Raw genomic sequence first — 19,170 nt, forward strand, 5'->3', positions numbered from 1 at the left:
CTTACTGAATCTCAATATGATGTTTCGTCACCTTTTTGCTGTCAAAAGGCAGCTTCAGGCGTAGAACACCATCGGTGAGCTGGGCCTCAATAGCGGTAATCTCGACCGTATCGGGCAGACGGAACGACCGGGTGAAGGTACCGTAGGCCATTTCCAGGCGGCGAAACTTCGGACCGTTTTCCTCCGCTACCGGGGCTTTGCGCTCTCCGCTAATTACGAGATTCCCGTCCTGAAAGTCAATCTTGACGTCTTCTTTCGCTACGCCGGGCAAGGCCAGGTGCAACTCAAAGCCCTGCTCCGATTCGAGGATGTCGGCCAAGGGCACAAAGCTCTGGCTGGGCTCGGTGGAAGTAGGCAGCGTGTCGCGCAACAGGTCGTTGAGGACTTTATTGAAAGCGCGGGCAGGCCGCAAAGCAGGCTGGTTGTTATACAGAATAGTTGCCATGGTAAGGTAAAGTGTAGAGTTAGGTTATGTCCGTACCAACTGCGGTACACCTCTACTCCATAAATTCTGTACCAGCCGCTAATACACGCTCTGCCAATGACAAAAAGTCTTAATATCTACCTACAGGCTACCCCTGCCGTTTTAATAAACTGAAATAATTGCTGTTTACAGCCTTCAAATACTGATTATCTAGCAAAAACACTCATGCCATTTTGACTTCTTCCGCTCCATCGATGAACAGTTTCTAGTGCTGGGTTGGCAGCTGCCGACGTTCGAATGCGCTCTTACCGCGGAAGATGGTGTAGCGCACATCCAGCCCCACGATAGGAGTCACGGAGTTGAAGTTACCGCCGGGTATTACCACCGTACCACTCGGGTCAGTTTGTTCCAGCACAATACGGTAAGCCGTGGAACTAGCCACCCAGGACGTCAGATCGAAGTGCGGCGACACGCGGATGCCCAGGTCGGCCCGCAAGGTGCCAAAGTCGATGGTCCGTTCCTTGGGCGCATCTTCCTCCCGCTGAAAGCGCAGGTAGGCAAATGCTTCGTAGGCCAGGCGGGGCCGCAGCGCTACCTTGCCCACTTCGAAAACCCGGTCAAGGTCGAGGCGCAGGCGGGCCAGGGCCCGGCCATCCATCAACGGGTCGGCGGGTAGGGTATATTCTACCCCCAGCCGCTGCCGGAAGTTGAACTGACCCACCGTATTCCAATGGCGCAGGTAGAGCTCCGGCGTCACGTCTACGTACAGGCGCTGCACGTCGCTACCGCCCCGGTAGGTGGTATAGGCAGCACTACGCAGCGTAGCGCCCCCACTCCACCGCTCGTTCCAGAACTTCTCGTACGCCACCTGCAGCCCCAACTGATTGAGCTGGGTACCATTGTAGCTGCCCACGCGCGTGGGGCCCTGCAGGCTTACCAGCAAGTAGTCATCTGCCCGCAGGGCGTATTCCACTTGTAGCTCGGGCAGCAGCAACGTATTATTCACGGACCGGCGCTGAGCTTTGGCCGCCGGGCTGACTGCGAGTAGCGTAGCCAAACCAGCAACAAACAGGAATTGCTTCATAAAGAGCAGCCAACGGCCGCGGCATATCTGGGATGAGAAAAAGTACTCGGATAACTAGGCTTATGCCTGGCTGCCGGCCGAGGCAGCCGCCAACTCCTGCAGCGTAAGCCAAGCCATCAGGCCGGGCCCGACTTCCAGAGACTTGGGGTCGACGTCGAAAGTAGGCGTGTGCACAGAAGAGGCATTACGGCCGTCTTCACTGCGGGTGCCCAGGCGGTAAAAGCAGGCGTCGGCGGCCTGTGAGTAGTAGGCAAAGTCTTCAGCGGCCATCCATTGATCCAGCTCGATTACGTTTTCCGGTCCCAGGTAGGCTTCGGCGGCGGCACGGGTGCGGGCTGTCAGGGCCGGCTCGTTTTCCAGGTAGGGGTAGCCGTGGCGGATTTCCAGCTCGGCCGTGGCCCCCATCGACTCGGCCAGGCCTTCCACCAGCTTGCGCAGATGGCCGTGGGCTTCGCGGCGCCAGTCCTCGTTCAGGGTGCGGAAAGTTCCTTCAATGCGAACCTCGTTGGGAATAACGTTGGTGGCGCCGTTGGCAATGACCTTCCCGAACGACAGCACCGAGGGCAGCTTGGGACTGGCGCGCCGGCTTACAATCTGCTGAGCCGCCACGATGATGTGGGCCGCCACCAGTACGGGGTCGAGGTTCTGCTCGGGCATGGCGCCGTGTCCGCCCTTGCCCCGCACGGTCAGGTACAGCTCGTCGGTGCTGGCCATGTAGCGCCCGGGCCGCAACCCTACTTTACCGGCCGGCAGCATTGGAAATACGTGCTGGCCCAGCACACTGGCCGGCTTGGGGTTTTCCAGCACGCCTTCCTTTATCATAAGGGAAGCGCCGCCGGGCAGCAGCTCCTCACCGGGCTGAAAAATCAGCTTCACGGTGCCCTCAAACTCGTCGCGCAGCTGGCTCAGGATACGGGCCGTGCCCAGCAGGGACGACGTATGCACATCGTGGCCGCAGGCGTGCATCACGCCCGGGTTCGTGGATTTGTAGGCCACCTCGTTCTGCTCCTGAATGGGCAGCGCATCCATGTCGGCGCGCAGGGCCACGGTGCGGGACGTCGGGTTGCGGCCTTCGATGAGGGCTACTACGCCGGTTGTGGCCAGGGTGTGGGGCTGCAATCCCAGCTGGCGCAGCTGCTCCGTAACAAACGCGGCCGTGTTATACTCGGCGAAGGAAAGCTCCGGGTGCGCGTGCAGGTGCTGGCGGATGGCCACGGTATCGGCGGCGGCGGCGGCGGCCAGGGACTTCACTTTCTGTAACACGGATTCGGCGGAGGACATACGTTTCGCAAGTGGTAATAGTGGGGCAACTCATCAAACATACCACCCGGCGGGCAGTACGCAAAAGTACGCCCGAAAATGAGCCGGCCCCGCCCGCTCCCTGTTACGGAGTCGGGCGGGGCCGGGCGCTGCCTTTTCGGGATGATAATATCCCGTTAGAAGCTCGTTTTGTTCAGCACTACCTGGGCGGGCTCCAGCTCGGCCTTGGGGGCCAGCGGCCGGATGCGCAGCATGGCCTGCTCGGCTTCCAGGCGGGTGAGGTAGTCGCCAATCCAGAGACGGAAAACCGGCTGCTTGAAGGTAATGTAGTCGGTTTCCTCGGGGTAGCGGCTGATAATGGCCCGCCGGGTAGCCATAGCCTGTTCCCGCTCCAGCCCCACGTAGGCCAGAATCCGGTAGCCCTGGGCATACTTCACGTTCTGGTTGGTATAGGCCTGGTCGCGCAGGCGCTGCTCAATCTGAGGGTTGACGTGGCTGATGGGCGTAACGGGCGAGCGGCTGACGGACGGGGCCAACACTGTCGTTTTGGGGGCCGTGAACACCGGCCGGAAGCGGCTCAGGTCTTCGGGCGCCGATTGGGTGGTGGCTTTACGGGTGGTGTCGGGGGCGGGGGCCGTGCCGGAGCCGGCCGGTGCCGACGCCGCACAGGCCGCCAACGTCAAAAAGGAGGACAGCAGCAGCACGTTACGAACTAAGTATATCATTTTCTTCCAGCAAAGCTAGGCTATTTGAAGAACCCAGCCGGTCGGCACCGGCCATCACCAGGGCCAGCGCGGCCGTACGGGTCCGGATGCCGCCGGCCGCCTTGATACGCATATGGGCCGGCAGGTGGCGGCGCATCAGGGCAATATCTTCTACGGAAGCTCCGCGGCTGGCAAAGCCGGTGGAGGTTTTCACGAAGTCAGCCCCGGCCGATTCGCAGAGCTGGCAGGCAGTAATAATCTCGTCGGGCGTGAGCAGGGCCGTTTCGATGATGACCTTCAGAATGGCCTTCTTCACGTGGCACAGCTCAGCCAGCTGCCCGATTTCGTCCTGCACCTCCGTCAGCCGCCCCGACTTGAAAGCCGCCACATTGATGACCATATCAATTTCGGTAGCGCCGTCGGCCAGGGCTTGGTGGGTTTCGAAAAACTTGACTTTGGTAATCTGGTAGCCCAGCGGGAAGCCCACCACCGTGCAGACCGGCACGCCCGAACCTTCGAGCTGCTCGGCGGCAAAGCGCACGTAGCAGGGCGGTACGCACACGGAGGCAAACCGGGCCCGGGCCGCTTCCTGGCAAAGCTGAGTAATCTGGGCTTCGGTAGCATCGGGCCGCAATAAGGTGTGGTCGATGCGGGCGGCTAGGCCATTCGTAGAGTTTTGAGTCATAGGGTGGGGCTACAAACGCGGAGTGGCAGGCAGCTCCCAAAAGCTACCTGCCACTTAATACTACTCATTTTCCGGCGGGCCGGATCAGACGGGTATCGGTGGGGGCTTTGGCGCGGGCCAACGCGCCCGGCACAAAGATAATGCCGCCCCTGCTATTTGCCCTGCGAGCAGGGTGGGCGGGTAGAATGCCTACCACAAAAAAGGCCGGTAGCTTCCGAAGAAACCACCGGCCTTTTCTGCTTGGCAAAAAGCGCCGACTTGCTTAGTCAACCAGCACGCACCGCTCGTTGAGCAGGTCGTCTTCCACGCTCTTGTACTTCACGTCGCGCACGATGCGGCCGTCCATGTACTGCACGCTTACTTTCTCGTTGCGGTTGGCAACTTTCTGGCTGCGCACGGGTACCTGCTTTTCCAGCACCGGCGTAGGCTCGGGGCCCAGGTCCTCGGGGCCGGCACCCAGCGAAACCGAGGAAGTTTCTTTCTGGGCCTTCAGCTTGGGCGCGGGAGCCGGAGCGGGCAGCTCGTCTTCCACGAAGTACTCTACCTCGTCGGTGTGGCCGGCTTCCTGGTTCATCGGAATATCGGCCTTGAAGAGGAAGGATACGGTTTCCTCGTTCACCTTGCCAATCATCTGCTTGAAGAGCTCAAACGACTCGAACTTGTAGACCAGCAGTGGGTCTTTCTGCTCGTACACGGCGTTCTGTACCACCTGCTTCAGGTCGTCCATGGCGCGCAGGTGCTTGGTCCAGGCCTCGTCGATGATGGCCAGCACCACGACTTTTTCCATCCCGCGGATGGCCTCGTGGCCGCCGTTGGCCTGGGCCTTGCGCAGGTTGGCCACGGCCGTTACCTGCTTGCGGCCGTCGGTGAACGGAATGGCAATGTTCTCGTAGGGCGCATTGTTGCTCAGCAGGTCGTTCACCAGCGGCAGGGTATTGCCGGCAATGTGCTCGTTCTTGCTGTGGTAATACCCCATGGCCTCGTCGTAGAGCTTCTGGGTGAGGGCCGGAGCCTGCTGCGCGCTGAAGTCCTGCGGGGTGATGTAGGTATCGTAGCCAAACACGCGGATGATGGCCAGCTTGAAGTCCTCGAAGTCGCCGGTTACCTTGTGGCCCACCACGATGTCCTCGCAGACGTCGTAAATCATGTTCCAGATGTCCAGCTCCAGACGCTCACCAAACAGGGCGTTGCGGCGGCGCTTGTACACCACCTCGCGCTGGGCGTTCATCACGTCGTCGTACTCCAGCAGGCGCTTGCGGGTGCCGAAGTTGTTTTCCTCCACTTTCTTCTGAGCCCGCTCGATGCTGCTCGTAATCATGGAGTGCTGAATTACCTCGCCTTCCTCCAGACCCATACGGTCCATGAGCTTGGCAATCCGGTCGGAGCCGAACAGGCGCATCAGGTTGTCTTCCAAGCTCACAAAGAACTGCGAAGAACCCGGGTCGCCCTGGCGGCCGGCACGGCCCCGCAGCTGCCGGTCAACGCGGCGGCTTTCGTGGCGCTCGGTACCGATGATGGCCAGACCACCTGACTCCTTGGAGGTTTCACGCAGTTTGATGTCGGTACCACGGCCGGCCATGTTGGTAGCAATGGTAACCGTACCTGGGTAACCGGCAGCGGCCACAATTTCGGCTTCGCGCTGGTTCTGCTTGGCGTTCAGAACCTGGTGCGGAATGCTGCGCAGCTTGAGCATACGGCTTACCAGCTCCGAAATTTCCACCGACGTCGTACCCACCAGTACCGGGCGGCCGGCTTTCACCAGCGTCTGGATTTCCTCGGCTACGGCGTTGTACTTCTCGCGCACGGTCTTGTAGACCTTGTCGTGCTCGTCTTTGCGGGAGATGCCGCGGTTGGTGGGAATCACCACCACGTCCAGCTTATAGATTTCCCAGAATTCACCGGCTTCCGTTTCGGCCGTACCCGTCATGCCCGAAAGCTTGTGGTACATGCGGAAGTAGTTCTGCAGCGTAACGGTAGCGTACGTCTGAGTGGCGTCTTCCACGCGCACGTTTTCCTTGGCTTCAATGGCCTGGTGCAAACCATCGGAGTAGCGGCGGCCTTCCATCACGCGGCCGGTCTGCTCATCCACGATTTTCACCTTGCCGTCTTCGGTCAGGATGTACTGGTCGTCGCGCTCAAACAGCGTGTAGGCTTTCAGCAGCTGGTTTACGGTGTGTACCCGCTCCGACTTCTCGTTGTAGTCGGCCATCAGCTTTTCCTTCTGATGCAGCTTGTCCTCGTTGTTGATGGACTTGTTGTTCTCGATGGCCGCAATTTCCATCCCGATGTCGGGCATGATGAACAGGTGCGGGTCTTCGCCCTGGGCCGTAATCAGGTCAATGCCTTTTTCAGTCAGCTCAATCTGGTTGTTCTTCTCGTCGATGGTGAAGAACAGGGGCATATCGGCCTCAGGCATCTGCCGTGAGTTGTCGGCCAGGAAGTGGTTTTCCACCTTCTGCAGCACGGCGCGCACGCCGGTTTCCGAGAGGAACTTAATCAGGGGCTTGCTCTTGGGCAGACCGCGGTAGGCGCGGAACAGCATCAGGCCGCCCTCCCCTTCTTTCACGCCGTCTTTGCCTTCCTTGATGAGCTTGCGGGCCTGCACCAGGTAGTCCTGCACCAGCTTACGCTGGGCATCAACCAGCATCTGAATGCGGGGCTTGAGCTGGTAGAACTCGTGCACGTCGCCGCGGGGCACGGGCCCCGAGATGATGAGCGGAGTCCGGGCGTCGTCAATCAGCACGGAGTCCACTTCGTCGACCATGGCGTAGTGGTGCTTGCGCTGCACCAGCTCGCTGGTTTCGCGCGCCATGTTGTCGCGCAGGTAGTCGAAGCCAAACTCGTTGTTGGTGCCGTAGGTAATGTCAGCCGCGTAAGCTTTGCGGCGGGCATCGGTGTTGGGCTGGTGCTTGTCGATGCAGTCCACGGTAATCTTGTGGAACTCGAACAAGGGCGCGTTCCATTCGGAGTCACGCTTGGCCAGGTAGTCGTTCACCGTTACCACGTGCACACCGCGGCGGGCCAGGGCGTTGAGGAAGGACGGCAGGGTCGACACCAGGGTTTTACCCTCACCGGTAGCCATTTCTGAAATCTTGCCCTGGTGCAGCGCCACGCCGCCAATGAGCTGCACATCGTAGTGCACCATGTCCCAGGTGATTTCGGCGCCGGCTGCGGTCCACTTGTTAGCCCAGATGGCCTTGTCGCCCTGAATGGTGACGTTGCTTTTGCGGGTCGCAATTTCGCGGTCGAAGTCGGTGGCGGTAACAACCAGCTGCCCGTTCTGGGTGTAGCGGCGGGCCGTTTCCTTCACGATGGCAAAGGCATTGGGCAGCACCTGCAACAGCACTACTTCCAGCTCCTTGTTGCGCTGCTTTTCGAGGGCATCAATCTGGTCGAAAACCTGCTCCTTCTGCGCAATATCGAGGCTGGTGTCCTCATTGATGCGCTGGTGCAGGGCCCCGATCTGCTCGTCGATGCCTTTGAGGTGCGCGTCGATGCGGCTACGCACGTCGTCGGTGTGCTGGCGGAGCTCATCATCGGAGAGCTGTGCCAGTTTGGCATATTCGGCATTAACGAGTGCCACGTACGGGATAATCTCCTTCAAGTCCCGGTCCGATTTGGTCCCGAAAATCTTGGCGACGGTCTTCCCAAAAAAATCAAACATGCTGCTAGTTTTTAACTGAAACGCCGGGGCGTACCTCAAATTTACGGCGTTTTTTGGGAATTCCCCGGCCATAGCGTCGCTCCGACCCTTTAAACGACAAAACCCCGCCACCTCAAAGAGTGTGCGGGGTTTCTACGAAAGAAAAGATGTCAGGTATTTTGGGTCGGGAAGAGTAGTTTCTGCTACAAATGACGGAGTTTGACGGTTACGAGGCCACGGCCATCGGCTCTTCCGTCGTATTCCGCAGGGCGTGCATCAATTCGCTCACGCAGCCGTGCAGGCGGTGCTCCAGGCTAGGCAGCAGGTCGCCTTCCCGGCTACCCAGCACGCTATTCATAGGCCGGGCGGCGGGCAGACCCAGGGTCTGCATGGCCCGTGGCACCACAAAGGAAGTATCCAGGCCACCCATGTCGGCGGCCAGTCGGGCCAGTTCCGCCCAGGTATAGGCGCCCTGATTTGACAGGTGCCACACGCCTTTCTCTTCGTCGATGAGCAGGTCCAGGGCCACATTCACCAGGTCGGGAATGAAGGTGGGCGAGATGCGCACATCGTCGGCGGCATCAAAAGCCTGCTGCTGCTGCCCAGCACGCAACACATTGAACACAAAGTTGTCCTCGTCCCAAGGGCCGAACAGGGCACTGGTACGCACCACCAGGGCATTGGGCATACAGTGTAGCACGTCGCGCTCGGCCAGCCGCTTGCTGTTACCATACACGCTCAGGGGCCGGGGCAGGTCACTTTCCACGTAGGCCTCGGCTTTGCCCCCATCGAAGACCAGATCCGACGAAAAAGTCAGAAAATGAACGTCGCGGTAGGCGCAGGCGGCGGCCAGTACGGCCGGCCCCGTGCTATTGGCGCGGTAGCAGCGTGCAAAGTCCTTTTCGGCCTCATCCACTTTCACGTAGCCGGCCGCATTTACCACCGCCCACGGATTGTAGCGCGTCAGGGCCAGCTCAACGGCCAGTGCGTCGGTAATATCGAGTTCAGCGCGGCTTAGTGCCACGGTTTCGATGCCCCGGATGGCGCAGATGCGCTGGAAGGCCCGGCCTAGGGTGCCGTGGGCCCCGGTAATAAGCAGAGGTTGAATCGTGGGCTGAACCGGCCCCGTATTCAGGTCACTAAAATTAAGAATTTGCATAGCTCAGGAGGTTGTGGAGGTCGGACAATGATGGTGGTAGCGGAACCGGTCGTCCCGTTCCCACCACCCTTTGGTTTGGAGCAACGGGTGATGATAGTGGCCTTCGGTGGCCAGGCTTTTTACCATGTTGAACAGGGCCGTCTTGCGAGGTTTACCCCCGCGCAAATCGAAGACGCCGCTTTCGTAAAACGCCCCGTCCTGGGTGAGCAGCGTGTTCCAGTCGTAGGCGCCCAGCAACGACCAGATGGTAATGGCGCGCATATCTACGCCCTCTGCCCGCAGCTGGTTGGCCGCTTCCCAGGCGTAGTGCACCCAGCGCATCTGCTCTTCGCGGGTGCAGTTAAGGTGCACTTCCGTTACGGCAATGGGCAAATGATACCGGTCCCAGGCTTCGAGCAGCAGGTCGTGCAGACCGGCGGTTTGCACCAGGCGCACGCGCACGGCTTCCACATCCACGTAATCAACCCGCTCGGCGCTGCGGCACAAGTGGTGGCCGGCAAAGTGCTGCAGATTTTCGTCCAGAAACCGCTCACTGGTCACGTAGTGGTTGATGCCCAGAATATCGGGTGGACAGGGCCGCTTCACGAGCTGTAGCAGCTCGGCCTCGGAAGCACCGTTTTCCCGCAAATAGCCCCACAAGGGGTGCTGGGCATCGAGTTTGCCGCACAATAAATCGAACGTGAGCCAGCGGCGGTTGTTTTCAAACTCGGCCTGGCCGGTCAGCTGGGGCGTGCAGTGCGTTTTGCCCAGGTCCTCGGTCTGCACCAGTAAGGCATCAGGCGTCACTTCCCGGATGGCCCGCATAGCGGCGCAGGTGCCCTTGATGTGGTTGAGCTGGATGCGCACAAACGTAGTGTCGTCCAGCGCGTGGGGGTACCAGATGCCGTAGAGGCCGCTGAAGCGGGCCGTAGTCAGGGGCTCGTTCACGGGCGTGTAGTGCTTCACCCAAGGGTAGCGCTCGGCTACCATGCGGGCAAAGCGGGCCAGCCCCGGCACAAAGTTTTTCTGGTGCAGCGCCGTGTAGCGCGGGCCGCTGCCGTGGTGCAGCAGCGTTACAATCGGGTCGATGCCCAACTCCCGCAGGCGCGCCATGCGCTCATCGGTCCAGGTCCAGTCGGGCGAATCAAGGCTTTCGGGGGCCACCTGTTCCCAGAGAATGGGGTAGCGTAGCTTCCGAATACCAAGCTCGGCAATCAAGTCAAGGTCTTCCGGGCGGGTGCGGTGCCCACTACTCACGAGCTGGTCAGAGTAGCCGTCCCCGATTCGTCGGATGGTGCACTCCACCCCGCCCCATACGTCAACTTTCTCCATCACAGCTTCGGTTCGTGGACGAATTCCTACCCTGCCTAGTGTTCAGGTAAGGTAGGCAGAAAACAGGACTGTCATCCTGCGCAGCCTTACAGACCAGTTCTGGGCTCCGAATTGACTTCAGAAGGCCAAAAAGTGCTGCTTGCTGCGCAGGATGACAGTTCACCTGCGGCCGGCTTGCGCCGGTGTATTTAGATACTACTCTTTGGCCGGGTCACGCGGTACAAGCTTCTCCATAATGGAGGCTGAACCGGTAATAGAGGGCTTGTCGGCCACTTTCTCGGCTTTGTCGGTGAGCTTCTTGTAGAGCGTCAGGGCCTGGGCTACTACCTGGTCCATGTTGTAGTACTTGTACGTTGCCAGGCGGCCTACGAAGTGCACGTTGGGTGTTTCGTCGGCCAGCTTCTTGTACTTATTGTACAACTCGGCGTTTTCGAGGCGCGGAATTGGGTAGTATGGGTCGCCCTCGGCTTTGGGATATTCGTACACCACGCTGGTTTTGGGGTGCTGTTGGCCGGTGAGGGCCTTAAACTCCGTAATACGGGTGTAGAGGTGCTCGTTGGGGTAGTTTACCACCGGTGCGGCCAGGAACTTCTCGGTGTTCAGCGTTTCGTGCTTGAACTCGAGCGAGCGGTAGGGTAGCTTGCCGAACTTGAAGTCAAAATACTCGTCAACCGGGCCGGTAAAGATGATTTCCTTGAAGGGAATGAAGTCGATTACGTCGTGGTAATCGGTGTTCAGCATGATGCTGATATTGGGGTGGTCGAGCATGCGCTCAAACATCCGGGTGTAGCCGTGCAGCGGCATGGCCTGGTAAGTGTCGGTGAAGTACCGGTCGTCGCGGTTGGTGCGGGTGGGCACACGGCTCGTCACCGACTTATCCAGCTCCGAGGGGTCCATGCCCCACTGCTTGCGGGTGTAGTTGCGGAAGAACTTCTCGTACAGCTCGCGGCCTACTTTGCTGACCACCACATCTTCCGAAGTCTTGATGACCGGAATCTGCTCGGCCAGCGACTCCAGGAACTGCTCCACTTCGAAGCTGTTCAGCGAGAGGCCGTAGAGTTTGTTGATGGTGTCGAGGTTGATGGGCATGGGCACCATCTGGCCATCGACGGAAGCCAGTACGCGGTGCTCGTAGGGGCGCCAATCGGTGAAATTGGAGAGGTATTCGAATACGTCTTTCGAGTTGGTATGGAAAATGTGCGGACCATACTTGTGGACCAGAATCCCGTCCTCGTTGTAATGGTCGTAGGCATTACCGGCAATATGGCTGCGCTTATCCAGGATAAGCACTTTTTTATTCGAACGAGTAGCCAGCCGCTCGGCTAGTACACTGCCGGCAAATCCGGCCCCAACGATGAGATAGTCAAACATAGCGCGCGTGTCTTGGTGGCTGAAATGTGCAGTTGTGGAAAGGATAGGTAATGGCAATACGGAGGATGAAGCTTTGCAGTTCGGTCGAGCTTACTGTTTGTGTTTCAGCTTGTCCTGCATGAGTTCCACCATGCGCTGCCAGGTCAGATCCCAGGAAATGGTGGCCAGATAGTCGTCGGTGCGTTTCTGCCAGTCCTGGTCGTCTTTCTGGACGAGGGCCTTGGCAATGGCTTTGCCGAACTCATCGGCCGTAGCGGCTATCTGAACCAGGTTCAAATCACCGTAGGGCCGTACCACGTCACGGATGGGAGTACTCACCACTGGTTTACCGGCCGCGAGGTATTCGGGCGTCTTGGTGGGTGAGATAAACTTCGTGCTTTCGTTATCGGCGAAGAGCAGCGTGGCTACATCCCAACCGCATAAATATGTTGGGAGTTCCTTGTACTCTTTGCCGCCGAGGTAATGAATGTTCTTAAATCGAGGCAAAGTGGCCGCGTCGATCTTGACTACGGGGCCAATAATGACGAATTGCCACTCCGGGTGCGCTTCGGCCAGCTGGCCCAATAATTCAATATCCAGGCGCTCATCGACCACGCCAAAGAAGCCGACGCGGGGATGGGCAATGCCAGCTTGGTCTTTGGGCTCGGGCAGCGCGGTGCGGGCCTGGCCAAAATGGTCTTTATCGATGCTGCTGGGGAAAGAATGCGCATCGCTGTGCTGCAGACTCTTGGCTTCATAGAGGCTCTGGCCGCCGGTATACACTAAATCGGCTTTCTTGAACAGCTCCTGCTCCAGCTCGCGCAGCTTGGCGGGAGCAAACTTGAAGGCGGCCAGCTCGTCCATGCAGTCGTAGACGGTGAGCAGGGGCGTGAAGTGGCGCGACTTGCTCAGCGCCATCGGGGTATAGTACCAGAAAACGTACTGGTTGATGCTATTCTCGGCAAAATACTGCGTCAGGATTTTCGCCTGCAGCGCATCCGACTCATCTTCCGTCAGGCCAGCGGGTAAATGCACGACCAGCACTTTTAGGCCGTTGCGGTCCTTTTCCTCCATGTGGGCGAATTCGGACGCCTTCTGGTCGTGGTGAATGAAGGGCTCTTCCACGTAGAAGACGCGGCCATGCTGCCCAAAGCGCGACAGCAAGTGCTGGGGGCGCTGCCACACAAAGTCCCAGTGCAGGTGCGCGAAGCACACAAAATCGGGCAGGGAATACGTAAAATCGGAACCGGCAAGGCCAGTTTTAGCGGCAGAATCAGGGTTGGCTGTAGCAGAGGAGGAAGCGCGCGTTGGTGCCTCCGCCGGAGTAGAGAGCGGCATATCAAAGAAGCTAGAAAGTAGATGCGCCGCGGGAAAAGTGTTCAACACAGTCCCTGTTTCCGCGACACTGGTTTTTACGCAAGCCCCCCGGAAAAGGATACGTTCGGCTCCGCTACCCGCAAATCATTAAATAATGCAAGCTCAACACTACCAGCCGCACGGCTTTCACGTTGCTAGGTAATACATTCGTTATCAGCTGGTTTTTTCAACCAGAATATATTGCAGCTCAATAGCATCCTGCCAGGAAAAATCTTTTCGCAGCCACTCTTTGCGCACCCCAACCCGCCGGAACCCGGCCCGCCGAAACAGCCGCAGACTGGCTTTATTATCCGCCGCCACGGTACAATACAACTGGTGCAGACGCAGAGTGTGGCGGGCATATTCTAGCAATAGTACCAATACTTCCTGAGCATAGCCCTGGCGACGGGCATTTGCCTGAATGGTAATACCAACGCCGGCGCGCTGGTGCAGCGGCTCGAAGTTGAATAAATCCAACGTGCCAACAGGTTCTTCGTTGGCACAGACCACCAGACGCAGTTGGCGCACCTCAAAAAAGTCGGCGCCGGCGTGCTGAAGGTACTGGCGCAGCGCAAACCGGGAAATGGGCGCCAGCGTGTCAGACACGCCCCAGATGCTGGGGTCGTTTTCCAGGGCGTAGAGAAAGTCCAGGTCCGTTTCCTCCAACGCCCGAAGCCGTATACTTCCGTTTTGCAGCATCACTTCAAAATAAAATACCCCGGCCCTAGCAGTCAGACATACTAGGGCCGGGGTACTAAAACCGGGAAAAGCTAGACGTCAATCGTGCCGCCGTACACGCGCCGGGCGGGGCCGATGAGGTAGACATTGGTAAACGTGCCATCGGGGCGGGGCTCGAAGGACACCCGCAGGTCGCCGCCCCGGGTACGCAGGTGCACTGGGCTGCTGGCCCCGCGCCGCGACGCCGCCAGGGCTACGGCCGTAACGCCCGTACCGCACGACATCGTTTCGTCCTCCACGCCCCGCTCGTAGGTGCGCACCTGCCAGGGCTGGTCGGCCGCGGCGGGAGCTTCCACGAAGTTGACGTTGGTGCCTTTCTCGCGGAACAGGTCGCTGTAGCGGATGGCGCGGCCTTCGGCAAACACGTTCAAATCGACCAGGGAGCTGCTGGGCATAAACCGCACGAGGTGGGGCGAGCCGGTATCCAGAAACACGCCGTGGTCTTCTATTTCCTGCTGGCCCAGCACGTCGTGCATCCGCAGATGCACGAGTCCATCGGCATCGATGTGCGCGTCGTGGGGGCCATCGGCGGCCTGAAACCGGACTTTGTCCTGAATCACGCCCAGCTGCTTGGCAAAGGCCACGGTGCAGCGGCTGCCGTTGCCGCACATCGAGCCCACGTAGCCGTCGGCGTTGAAATACACCATCTCGAAATCAAACTCGGGGTGATTGCGCAGCAGCACCAGGCCATCGGCCCCGACGCCCAGGCGCCGGTCGCAGAGGTGGCGCACGAGGGCGTGGTTGTGTTCGTCGAACTGCCGGGCGCGGTCATCCAGCATCACGAAGTCGTTGCCGGTGCCCTGGTATTTATGGAAAGTAAGCGTAGTCATGGTCATAATAGGTGCAAAGATGGCAGGAATCGGTGGGTTCAGAAGCGGGAGAATATACAGGCTGGAAAAGCAGCTTACAGGCCCAGGGCTTTGCGCAGCAGCATAATCTGGCCGGCGTGGTAAAGGTTGTGCTGGGCCAAGCCGTGCAGCAGGATATACACCGTAGAGCGGGGGCTTGGTTCACTGCTGTCCGGCTCTGCAATTACCCGTTCCAGGTCGGCGTCGGTCAGGGTTTCGACGGTTGCCAGCAAGGCCTCGTGCGCGGCCCGCAGCTGGTGCACGGCCTGCTGCCAGAATTCTTCATCGAGCCGGGCGGGCTGCGCGGGCCAGTCCACCGCATCGGCCACGGGCTGCGTCTGCAAGGTCGTTAGGCGCTGCTGTACCACTTTCACCCAGGTGGTGAGGTGCAGCACCAGCTCCCAGATACTGTGGGCCCGGGCCACGGGATGCGCCGCGGCCTGGCTGGCGGTAAGATGCTGCAGCGAGGCCAGCAGCGAAGGCCCCGACCAGGCCTGGCCGGCGAAGGCGCGCTGGAGCTGGTCGTGGATGCGGTGGATTTCGGTCATGATGTGAGAATACGCAAAGACGCGCTGATTTCGTGGCTACCCGGGTTTTATCCGGCCCCTCTCCCACTCCTGCGGGCGGTCGGGGTCGTCGTTCAGCCCGGATGTTCTACCTTTGACGGGCCGCAGCGCGGCATTTTAGCGCATTCGTATGTATTCTTTTCTGACCACCGGCAACTGGCCTGACTACGAGCTGATCGACTCGGGCAACTTCGAAAAGCTTGAGCGATTTGGCAAGCACATCCTGGCCCGGCCCGAGCCCCAGGCCATCTGGGACCCCCACCTGCCCGCCAGCGAATGGCAGCGCGCCAATGCCACCTTCACCCGCGAAAAAGGCAGCCAGGAGCGCGGCCAGTGGAAAATAAAGCCTGGCACACCCGAGCAGTGGATCATCAATTACGGCCAGGACGACCTGAAGCTGAAGTTCCGGCTGGGCATGTCCTCGTTCAAACACGTGGGCCTGTTTCCGGAGCAGGACCCCAACTGGCAGTTTATTTACGAGCAAACCCGCCAGCGCAAGGCCGCCGTGCCCCGCGTGCTGAACCTGTTTGCCTACACCGGTGCCGCCACGCTGGCGGCCCGCGCCGCCGGCGCCGACGTGACCCACCTCGACTCGGTGAAGCAGGTCAACTTCTGGGCCCGCGACAACATGGAAGCCTCCGGCCTCGACGGCGTGCGGTGGCTCGTGGAAGACGCCATGAAATACGTGCACCGCGAGGTGAAGCGCGGCAACAAGTACCAAGGCCTGATCTTGGACCCGCCCGCCTACGGCCGCGGCCCCAACGGCGAGAAGTGGCAGCTGGAAGACGAGCTGAACGAGATGCTCAAGCTCTGCCAGCAGCTGCTCGACCCCGAGGACCACTTCTTCCTGATTAACCTGTATTCTCTGGGCTTCTCGGCGCTGATTCTGGATAACCTGGTTACGGAAATCTTCCCCAAAAACCACCGCACCCGAGAAATCGGGGAAATCTACCTGCACGACCGGGGCCAACGCAAGCTGCCGCTGGGCACGTTCTGCCGCTTTGCTACCTGAGCTGTTGGTTTTTTGTTGTTTGTTGTTGGTTATTGGCCCTGCCTCGGCAACTAATTATACCGGCGGGACAAAAACCACAACCCATTGACTACACCCCAATGACCACTCCCCGTCACCGACGCCTGGCCCTGATTGACATGGGCACCAACACGTTTCACCTGCTGATTGTGGAGCTGCCCGAGGCCCGCCACCCCGAGCCGGTGGTGCTGCTGCGCACCAAAGTGGGCGTGCGCTTGGGCGAAGACGGCATCAGCAAGGGCGAAATAGCCCCGGAGGCCTACGCCCGCGCCCTGCACACGCTGGCGGCCTTTCAGGAGGAAATCGAGCTGCACCAAGTAACGGAAGTGCGGGCCACGGCCACCAGCGCCGTGCGCAATGCCAACAACGGCCCGGCCCTGGTGCGCGACATTTTCGAGCAGACCGGCATTCGGGTGGAAATCATTCCCGGTGCCCGGGAGGCCGAGCTTATCTGCCAGGGTGTGCGCCAGGCCGTGTCCCTGGGCCCGGAGCCCCACTTGATTATGGACATCGGCGGGGGCAGCGTGGAGTTTATCGTGGCCAATCAGGAAACGATTTTCTGGAAGCAGAGCTTCGAAATCGGGGCCCAGCGCCTGCTCGACCGGTTCTTCAAAAACGACCCGCTCACCACCGAAGACGTGCACGAGCTGTGGCAGTACCTGACCACCAAGCTCGCCGCCCTTACCGCGGCCGTGCAGCACTACCGCCCCTCGGCCCTGGTGGGTGCCTCGGGCACCTTCGACACGCTCGGCGACCTGCAGGCCGCCCGCGCCGGACAGCCCCGCGGCAACAACCTGCCCCCGGAAACCCCGATTTCGCTCGACAGCTTCTACCAGAGCTACCACGAGCTGCTGCACAGCACCCACGCCCAGCGCGTGGCCATGCCCGGCATGACGCCCATGCGCGCCGATATGATTGTGGTGGCCTGCGTGCTGATTGATTTCGTGCTCAAGAGCTACGATTTCCTGCACATCCGCGCCTCGGCCTACGCCCTCAAAGAAGGCCTGCTCCAGGAAATGCTGACCCAGTAGTTTCTCGTTTGAACATCATCTTGTTTAAACTGTCCTCCTGAGCTTGCGCAGGAGGACAGACGCATTGTAATGGCAACGCCTGACCGCACTTGCCTAACGTTCTTCCCTCATGACCTTTCCCTACAACCAGCTTTTCACCTTCACCGAATCGGTTTTCCTCAGCATGGGCTGCCCGCCGGAAGATGCCACGCTGGCCACGGAAGCCTTACTGTCGGCCGATTTGCGCGGTATTGACTCCCACGGCGTGGCGCGGCTTATCGGTTACGTCCGGCTCTGGGAGGCGGGCCGCATCAACGCCACGCCGCGAGTGGGTGTGGTGTACGAAACGCCCAGCACGGCCGTCGTGGATGGCGACGGGGGCCTGGGGCTGGTAGTAGCACCCAAGGCTATGAACATTGCCCTAGAGAAGGCCCGGCTGGCCGGCACCGGCTGGGTGTCGGTGAAGAACTCCAACCACTTCGGCATTGCCGGCTACCACGCCATGAAGGCCCTGGCTCACGACATGATTGGGATGGCCATGACCAACGCCAGCCCGCTGGTAGCCCCTACCTACTCCCTGGACCGGCTGCTGGGCACCAACCCCATTGCCGTAGCCATTCCGGCCGGTGAGCAGCCCGATTTCGTGGCCGACTTCGCTACGACCACCGCTGCCAACGGCAAGCTGGAAATAGCCCAGCGCAAGCAGATTCCGGTGCCCGAAGGCTGGGTGCAAAATGCCGACGGCAGCGGCTCGACCGACGCCAATGCCGTGAAAAACGGCGGCGCTCTGCTGCCCTTGGGCGGCGAAACCGGCTCCCACAAGGGCTACTGCCTGGGCAGTGTGGTCGACATTTTCTCGGCTGTGCTATCGGGGGCCAACTATGGGCCGTGGGTACCGCCGTTTGTGGCGTTTCTGCAGCCCCCCGCCGACCCGGTGGGTCAGGGCATTGGCCACTTCTTCGGGGCCATGCGCGTGGATGCCTTCCGGCCCGCCGCCGAGTTCAAGGCCCACATGGACAACTGGATCAGCACCTTCCGCAACGCAAAGGCCGTGGAAGGCAAGCAGGTTATCATTCCCGGCGACCCGGAGCGCATTATGGCCCAGCACCGTTTGCTGGGTGGCATTCCCCTGCTTGACCCGGTCATCCAAGATCTGGAGAGCGTGGGCAAGAAGTTCGGTGTGCAGTTGTAGAAGTTAACCTATAACTATAAAAAAGGCTGCCTGTGTTCTACAGGCAGCCTTTTTTTATGAAGCGTAGCAGGACACTAGCTATTGGTCGTCAGCAGCGTATTCATGGCCACGTCCTGGTTCAGGTACTTCGACGAATACGAGCTGTCGTTGCCGTTTAGGAACAGACAGGTACCATTGCCGACGGTGTCAATAATCTGAGCGTACTGGTCCATGGGCAGAGCCGGGCAGCCGAGGCTACGACCCAGACGGCCGTTCTGGCGGATAAACTCCTCACTCACGTAGTCGGCGCCGTGCATCACCACCGAGCGCATAAGGGCGTTGTCGTTGTAGCCTTCATCCACGCCGTTGAGCTTGAGTGAGCGGCCATGCTTGCCGACGTACTCGGCCTGCGTGACGTAGAAACCCAGGCTGCTCATGTTCGACTCATTCTCGTTGGAGAAGTTCGTGGCCACGTTTTCGCCCGAGTTGTGGCCGTGTGCTACCAGCGTATGAAACACGGTTTGCTTGGTTTCCAGGTCCAGCACCCAGAGCCGCTTTTCGGTGGAGGGCAACTCGAAGTCGACTACGGTTAGCAGTTGCTTGTCGCTCAGCTTGCCGTCGTTTTTCAGGTTGAAATAGCCCGTTACGGCTTTTTCGAATACTTCGTAGCGCAGGCCCTGCGCTTCCACGTTCAGGTCGCGGTAGAGGTCGTGCAGACGCTGGTCGAAGAAAGCGGCCTGCAACGCCTTGGGCGTAGGCATCTTGGTTTCCATGCCAGCTGCCGTGGTCCGGGCCACGGGAGAAGCCAGCGGAGTAGCCATAAACAACGAA

General features: G+C 59.9%; 17 protein-coding genes. 3 read left to right on the top strand and 14 right to left on the bottom strand.

Annotation, left to right across the window (positions count from 1 at the left end):
- Position 1: 1 nt before the first annotated feature.
- The 13 genes from LGH70_RS00950 to LGH70_RS01010 form a co-directional block, all read right to left on the bottom strand.
- On the bottom strand, positions 2–445 hold the full coding sequence (locus LGH70_RS00950) for an Hsp20/alpha crystallin family protein (protein ID WP_226181816.1): 444 nt from the start codon (positions 443–445) through the stop codon (positions 2–4).
- A gap of 244 nt (positions 446–689) precedes the next feature.
- Positions 690–1,508 (bottom strand): hypothetical protein, encoded by an 819-nt coding sequence (locus LGH70_RS00955; protein WP_226181818.1) that lies wholly within the window; start codon positions 1,506–1,508, stop codon positions 690–692.
- Between the two features lie 60 nt (positions 1,509–1,568).
- Positions 1,569–2,789 (bottom strand): M20 metallopeptidase family protein, encoded by a 1,221-nt coding sequence (locus LGH70_RS00960; protein ID WP_226181820.1) that lies wholly within the window; start codon positions 2,787–2,789, stop codon positions 1,569–1,571.
- A gap of 155 nt (positions 2,790–2,944) precedes the next feature.
- Positions 2,945–3,493, bottom strand: a complete 549-nt coding sequence (locus LGH70_RS00965) for a sporulation protein (RefSeq protein ID WP_226181822.1) — start codon at positions 3,491–3,493, stop codon at positions 2,945–2,947.
- Positions 3,474–4,157, bottom strand: coding sequence for a deoxyribose-phosphate aldolase (gene deoC, locus LGH70_RS00970; protein WP_226181825.1), 684 nt, complete (start codon positions 4,155–4,157; stop codon positions 3,474–3,476). The genes LGH70_RS00965 and deoC overlap by 20 nt, the downstream gene beginning before the upstream one ends.
- A gap of 262 nt (positions 4,158–4,419) precedes the next feature.
- A complete protein-coding gene (secA, locus tag LGH70_RS00975) occupies positions 4,420–7,821 on the bottom strand; it encodes a preprotein translocase subunit SecA (RefSeq protein ID WP_226181827.1) in 3,402 nt (1,133 codons plus the stop codon).
- Positions 7,822–8,026: 205 nt separating this feature from the next.
- Complete coding sequence (locus tag LGH70_RS00980) at positions 8,027–8,959, bottom strand: SDR family oxidoreductase (RefSeq protein WP_226181829.1); 933 nt, start codon at positions 8,957–8,959, stop codon at positions 8,027–8,029.
- A 3-nt stretch (positions 8,960–8,962) separates the two neighbouring features.
- Positions 8,963–10,270, bottom strand: a complete 1,308-nt coding sequence (locus LGH70_RS00985) for a family 1 glycosylhydrolase (RefSeq protein WP_226182668.1) — start codon at positions 10,268–10,270, stop codon at positions 8,963–8,965.
- 195 nt (positions 10,271–10,465) lie between these two features.
- Positions 10,466–11,641 carry a UDP-galactopyranose mutase gene (glf, locus tag LGH70_RS00990; protein WP_226181831.1) on the bottom strand — a complete coding sequence of 392 codons (1,176 nt, stop codon included), beginning with the start codon at positions 11,639–11,641 and terminating at the stop codon, positions 10,466–10,468.
- A gap of 90 nt (positions 11,642–11,731) precedes the next feature.
- Positions 11,732–12,958, bottom strand: coding sequence for a glycosyltransferase family 1 protein (locus tag LGH70_RS00995; protein WP_226181833.1), 1,227 nt, complete (start codon positions 12,956–12,958; stop codon positions 11,732–11,734).
- A 192-nt stretch (positions 12,959–13,150) separates the two neighbouring features.
- Entirely contained in the window at positions 13,151–13,675 is a 525-nt protein-coding gene (locus tag LGH70_RS01000; RefSeq protein ID WP_226181835.1) for a GNAT family N-acetyltransferase, read from the bottom strand.
- Positions 13,676–13,746: 71 nt separating this feature from the next.
- Positions 13,747–14,544: a diaminopimelate epimerase gene (gene dapF, locus LGH70_RS01005; RefSeq protein WP_226181837.1), complete on the bottom strand. Its 798-nt coding sequence runs from the start codon at positions 14,542–14,544 to the stop codon at positions 13,747–13,749.
- A gap of 74 nt (positions 14,545–14,618) precedes the next feature.
- Positions 14,619–15,110: a DinB family protein gene (locus tag LGH70_RS01010; RefSeq protein ID WP_226181839.1), complete on the bottom strand. Its 492-nt coding sequence runs from the start codon at positions 15,108–15,110 to the stop codon at positions 14,619–14,621.
- Positions 15,111–15,258: 148 nt separating this feature from the next.
- Here LGH70_RS01010 and LGH70_RS01015 point away from each other — a divergent pair, with 148 nt between their 5' ends.
- From LGH70_RS01015 to LGH70_RS01025, 3 genes are all read left to right on the top strand, one after another.
- On the top strand, positions 15,259–16,140 hold the full coding sequence (locus tag LGH70_RS01015) for a class I SAM-dependent methyltransferase (protein ID WP_226181841.1): 882 nt from the start codon (positions 15,259–15,261) through the stop codon (positions 16,138–16,140).
- Positions 16,141–16,238: 98 nt separating this feature from the next.
- Positions 16,239–17,189, top strand: coding sequence for a Ppx/GppA phosphatase family protein (locus LGH70_RS01020; protein WP_226181843.1), 951 nt, complete (start codon positions 16,239–16,241; stop codon positions 17,187–17,189).
- Positions 17,190–17,298: 109 nt separating this feature from the next.
- A complete protein-coding gene (locus LGH70_RS01025; RefSeq protein WP_226181845.1) occupies positions 17,299–18,360 on the top strand; it encodes an Ldh family oxidoreductase in 1,062 nt (353 codons plus the stop codon).
- 74 nt (positions 18,361–18,434) lie between these two features.
- Here LGH70_RS01025 and LGH70_RS01030 read toward each other — a convergent pair whose 3' ends face one another.
- Entirely contained in the window at positions 18,435–19,160 is a 726-nt protein-coding gene (locus LGH70_RS01030) for a murein L,D-transpeptidase catalytic domain family protein (RefSeq protein ID WP_226181847.1), read from the bottom strand.
- Between the last annotated feature and the right edge of the window lie 10 nt (positions 19,161–19,170).

The sequence above is a fragment of the Hymenobacter nitidus genome (assembly GCF_020447315.1).
Classification (GTDB): domain Bacteria; phylum Bacteroidota; class Bacteroidia; order Cytophagales; family Hymenobacteraceae; genus Hymenobacter; species Hymenobacter nitidus.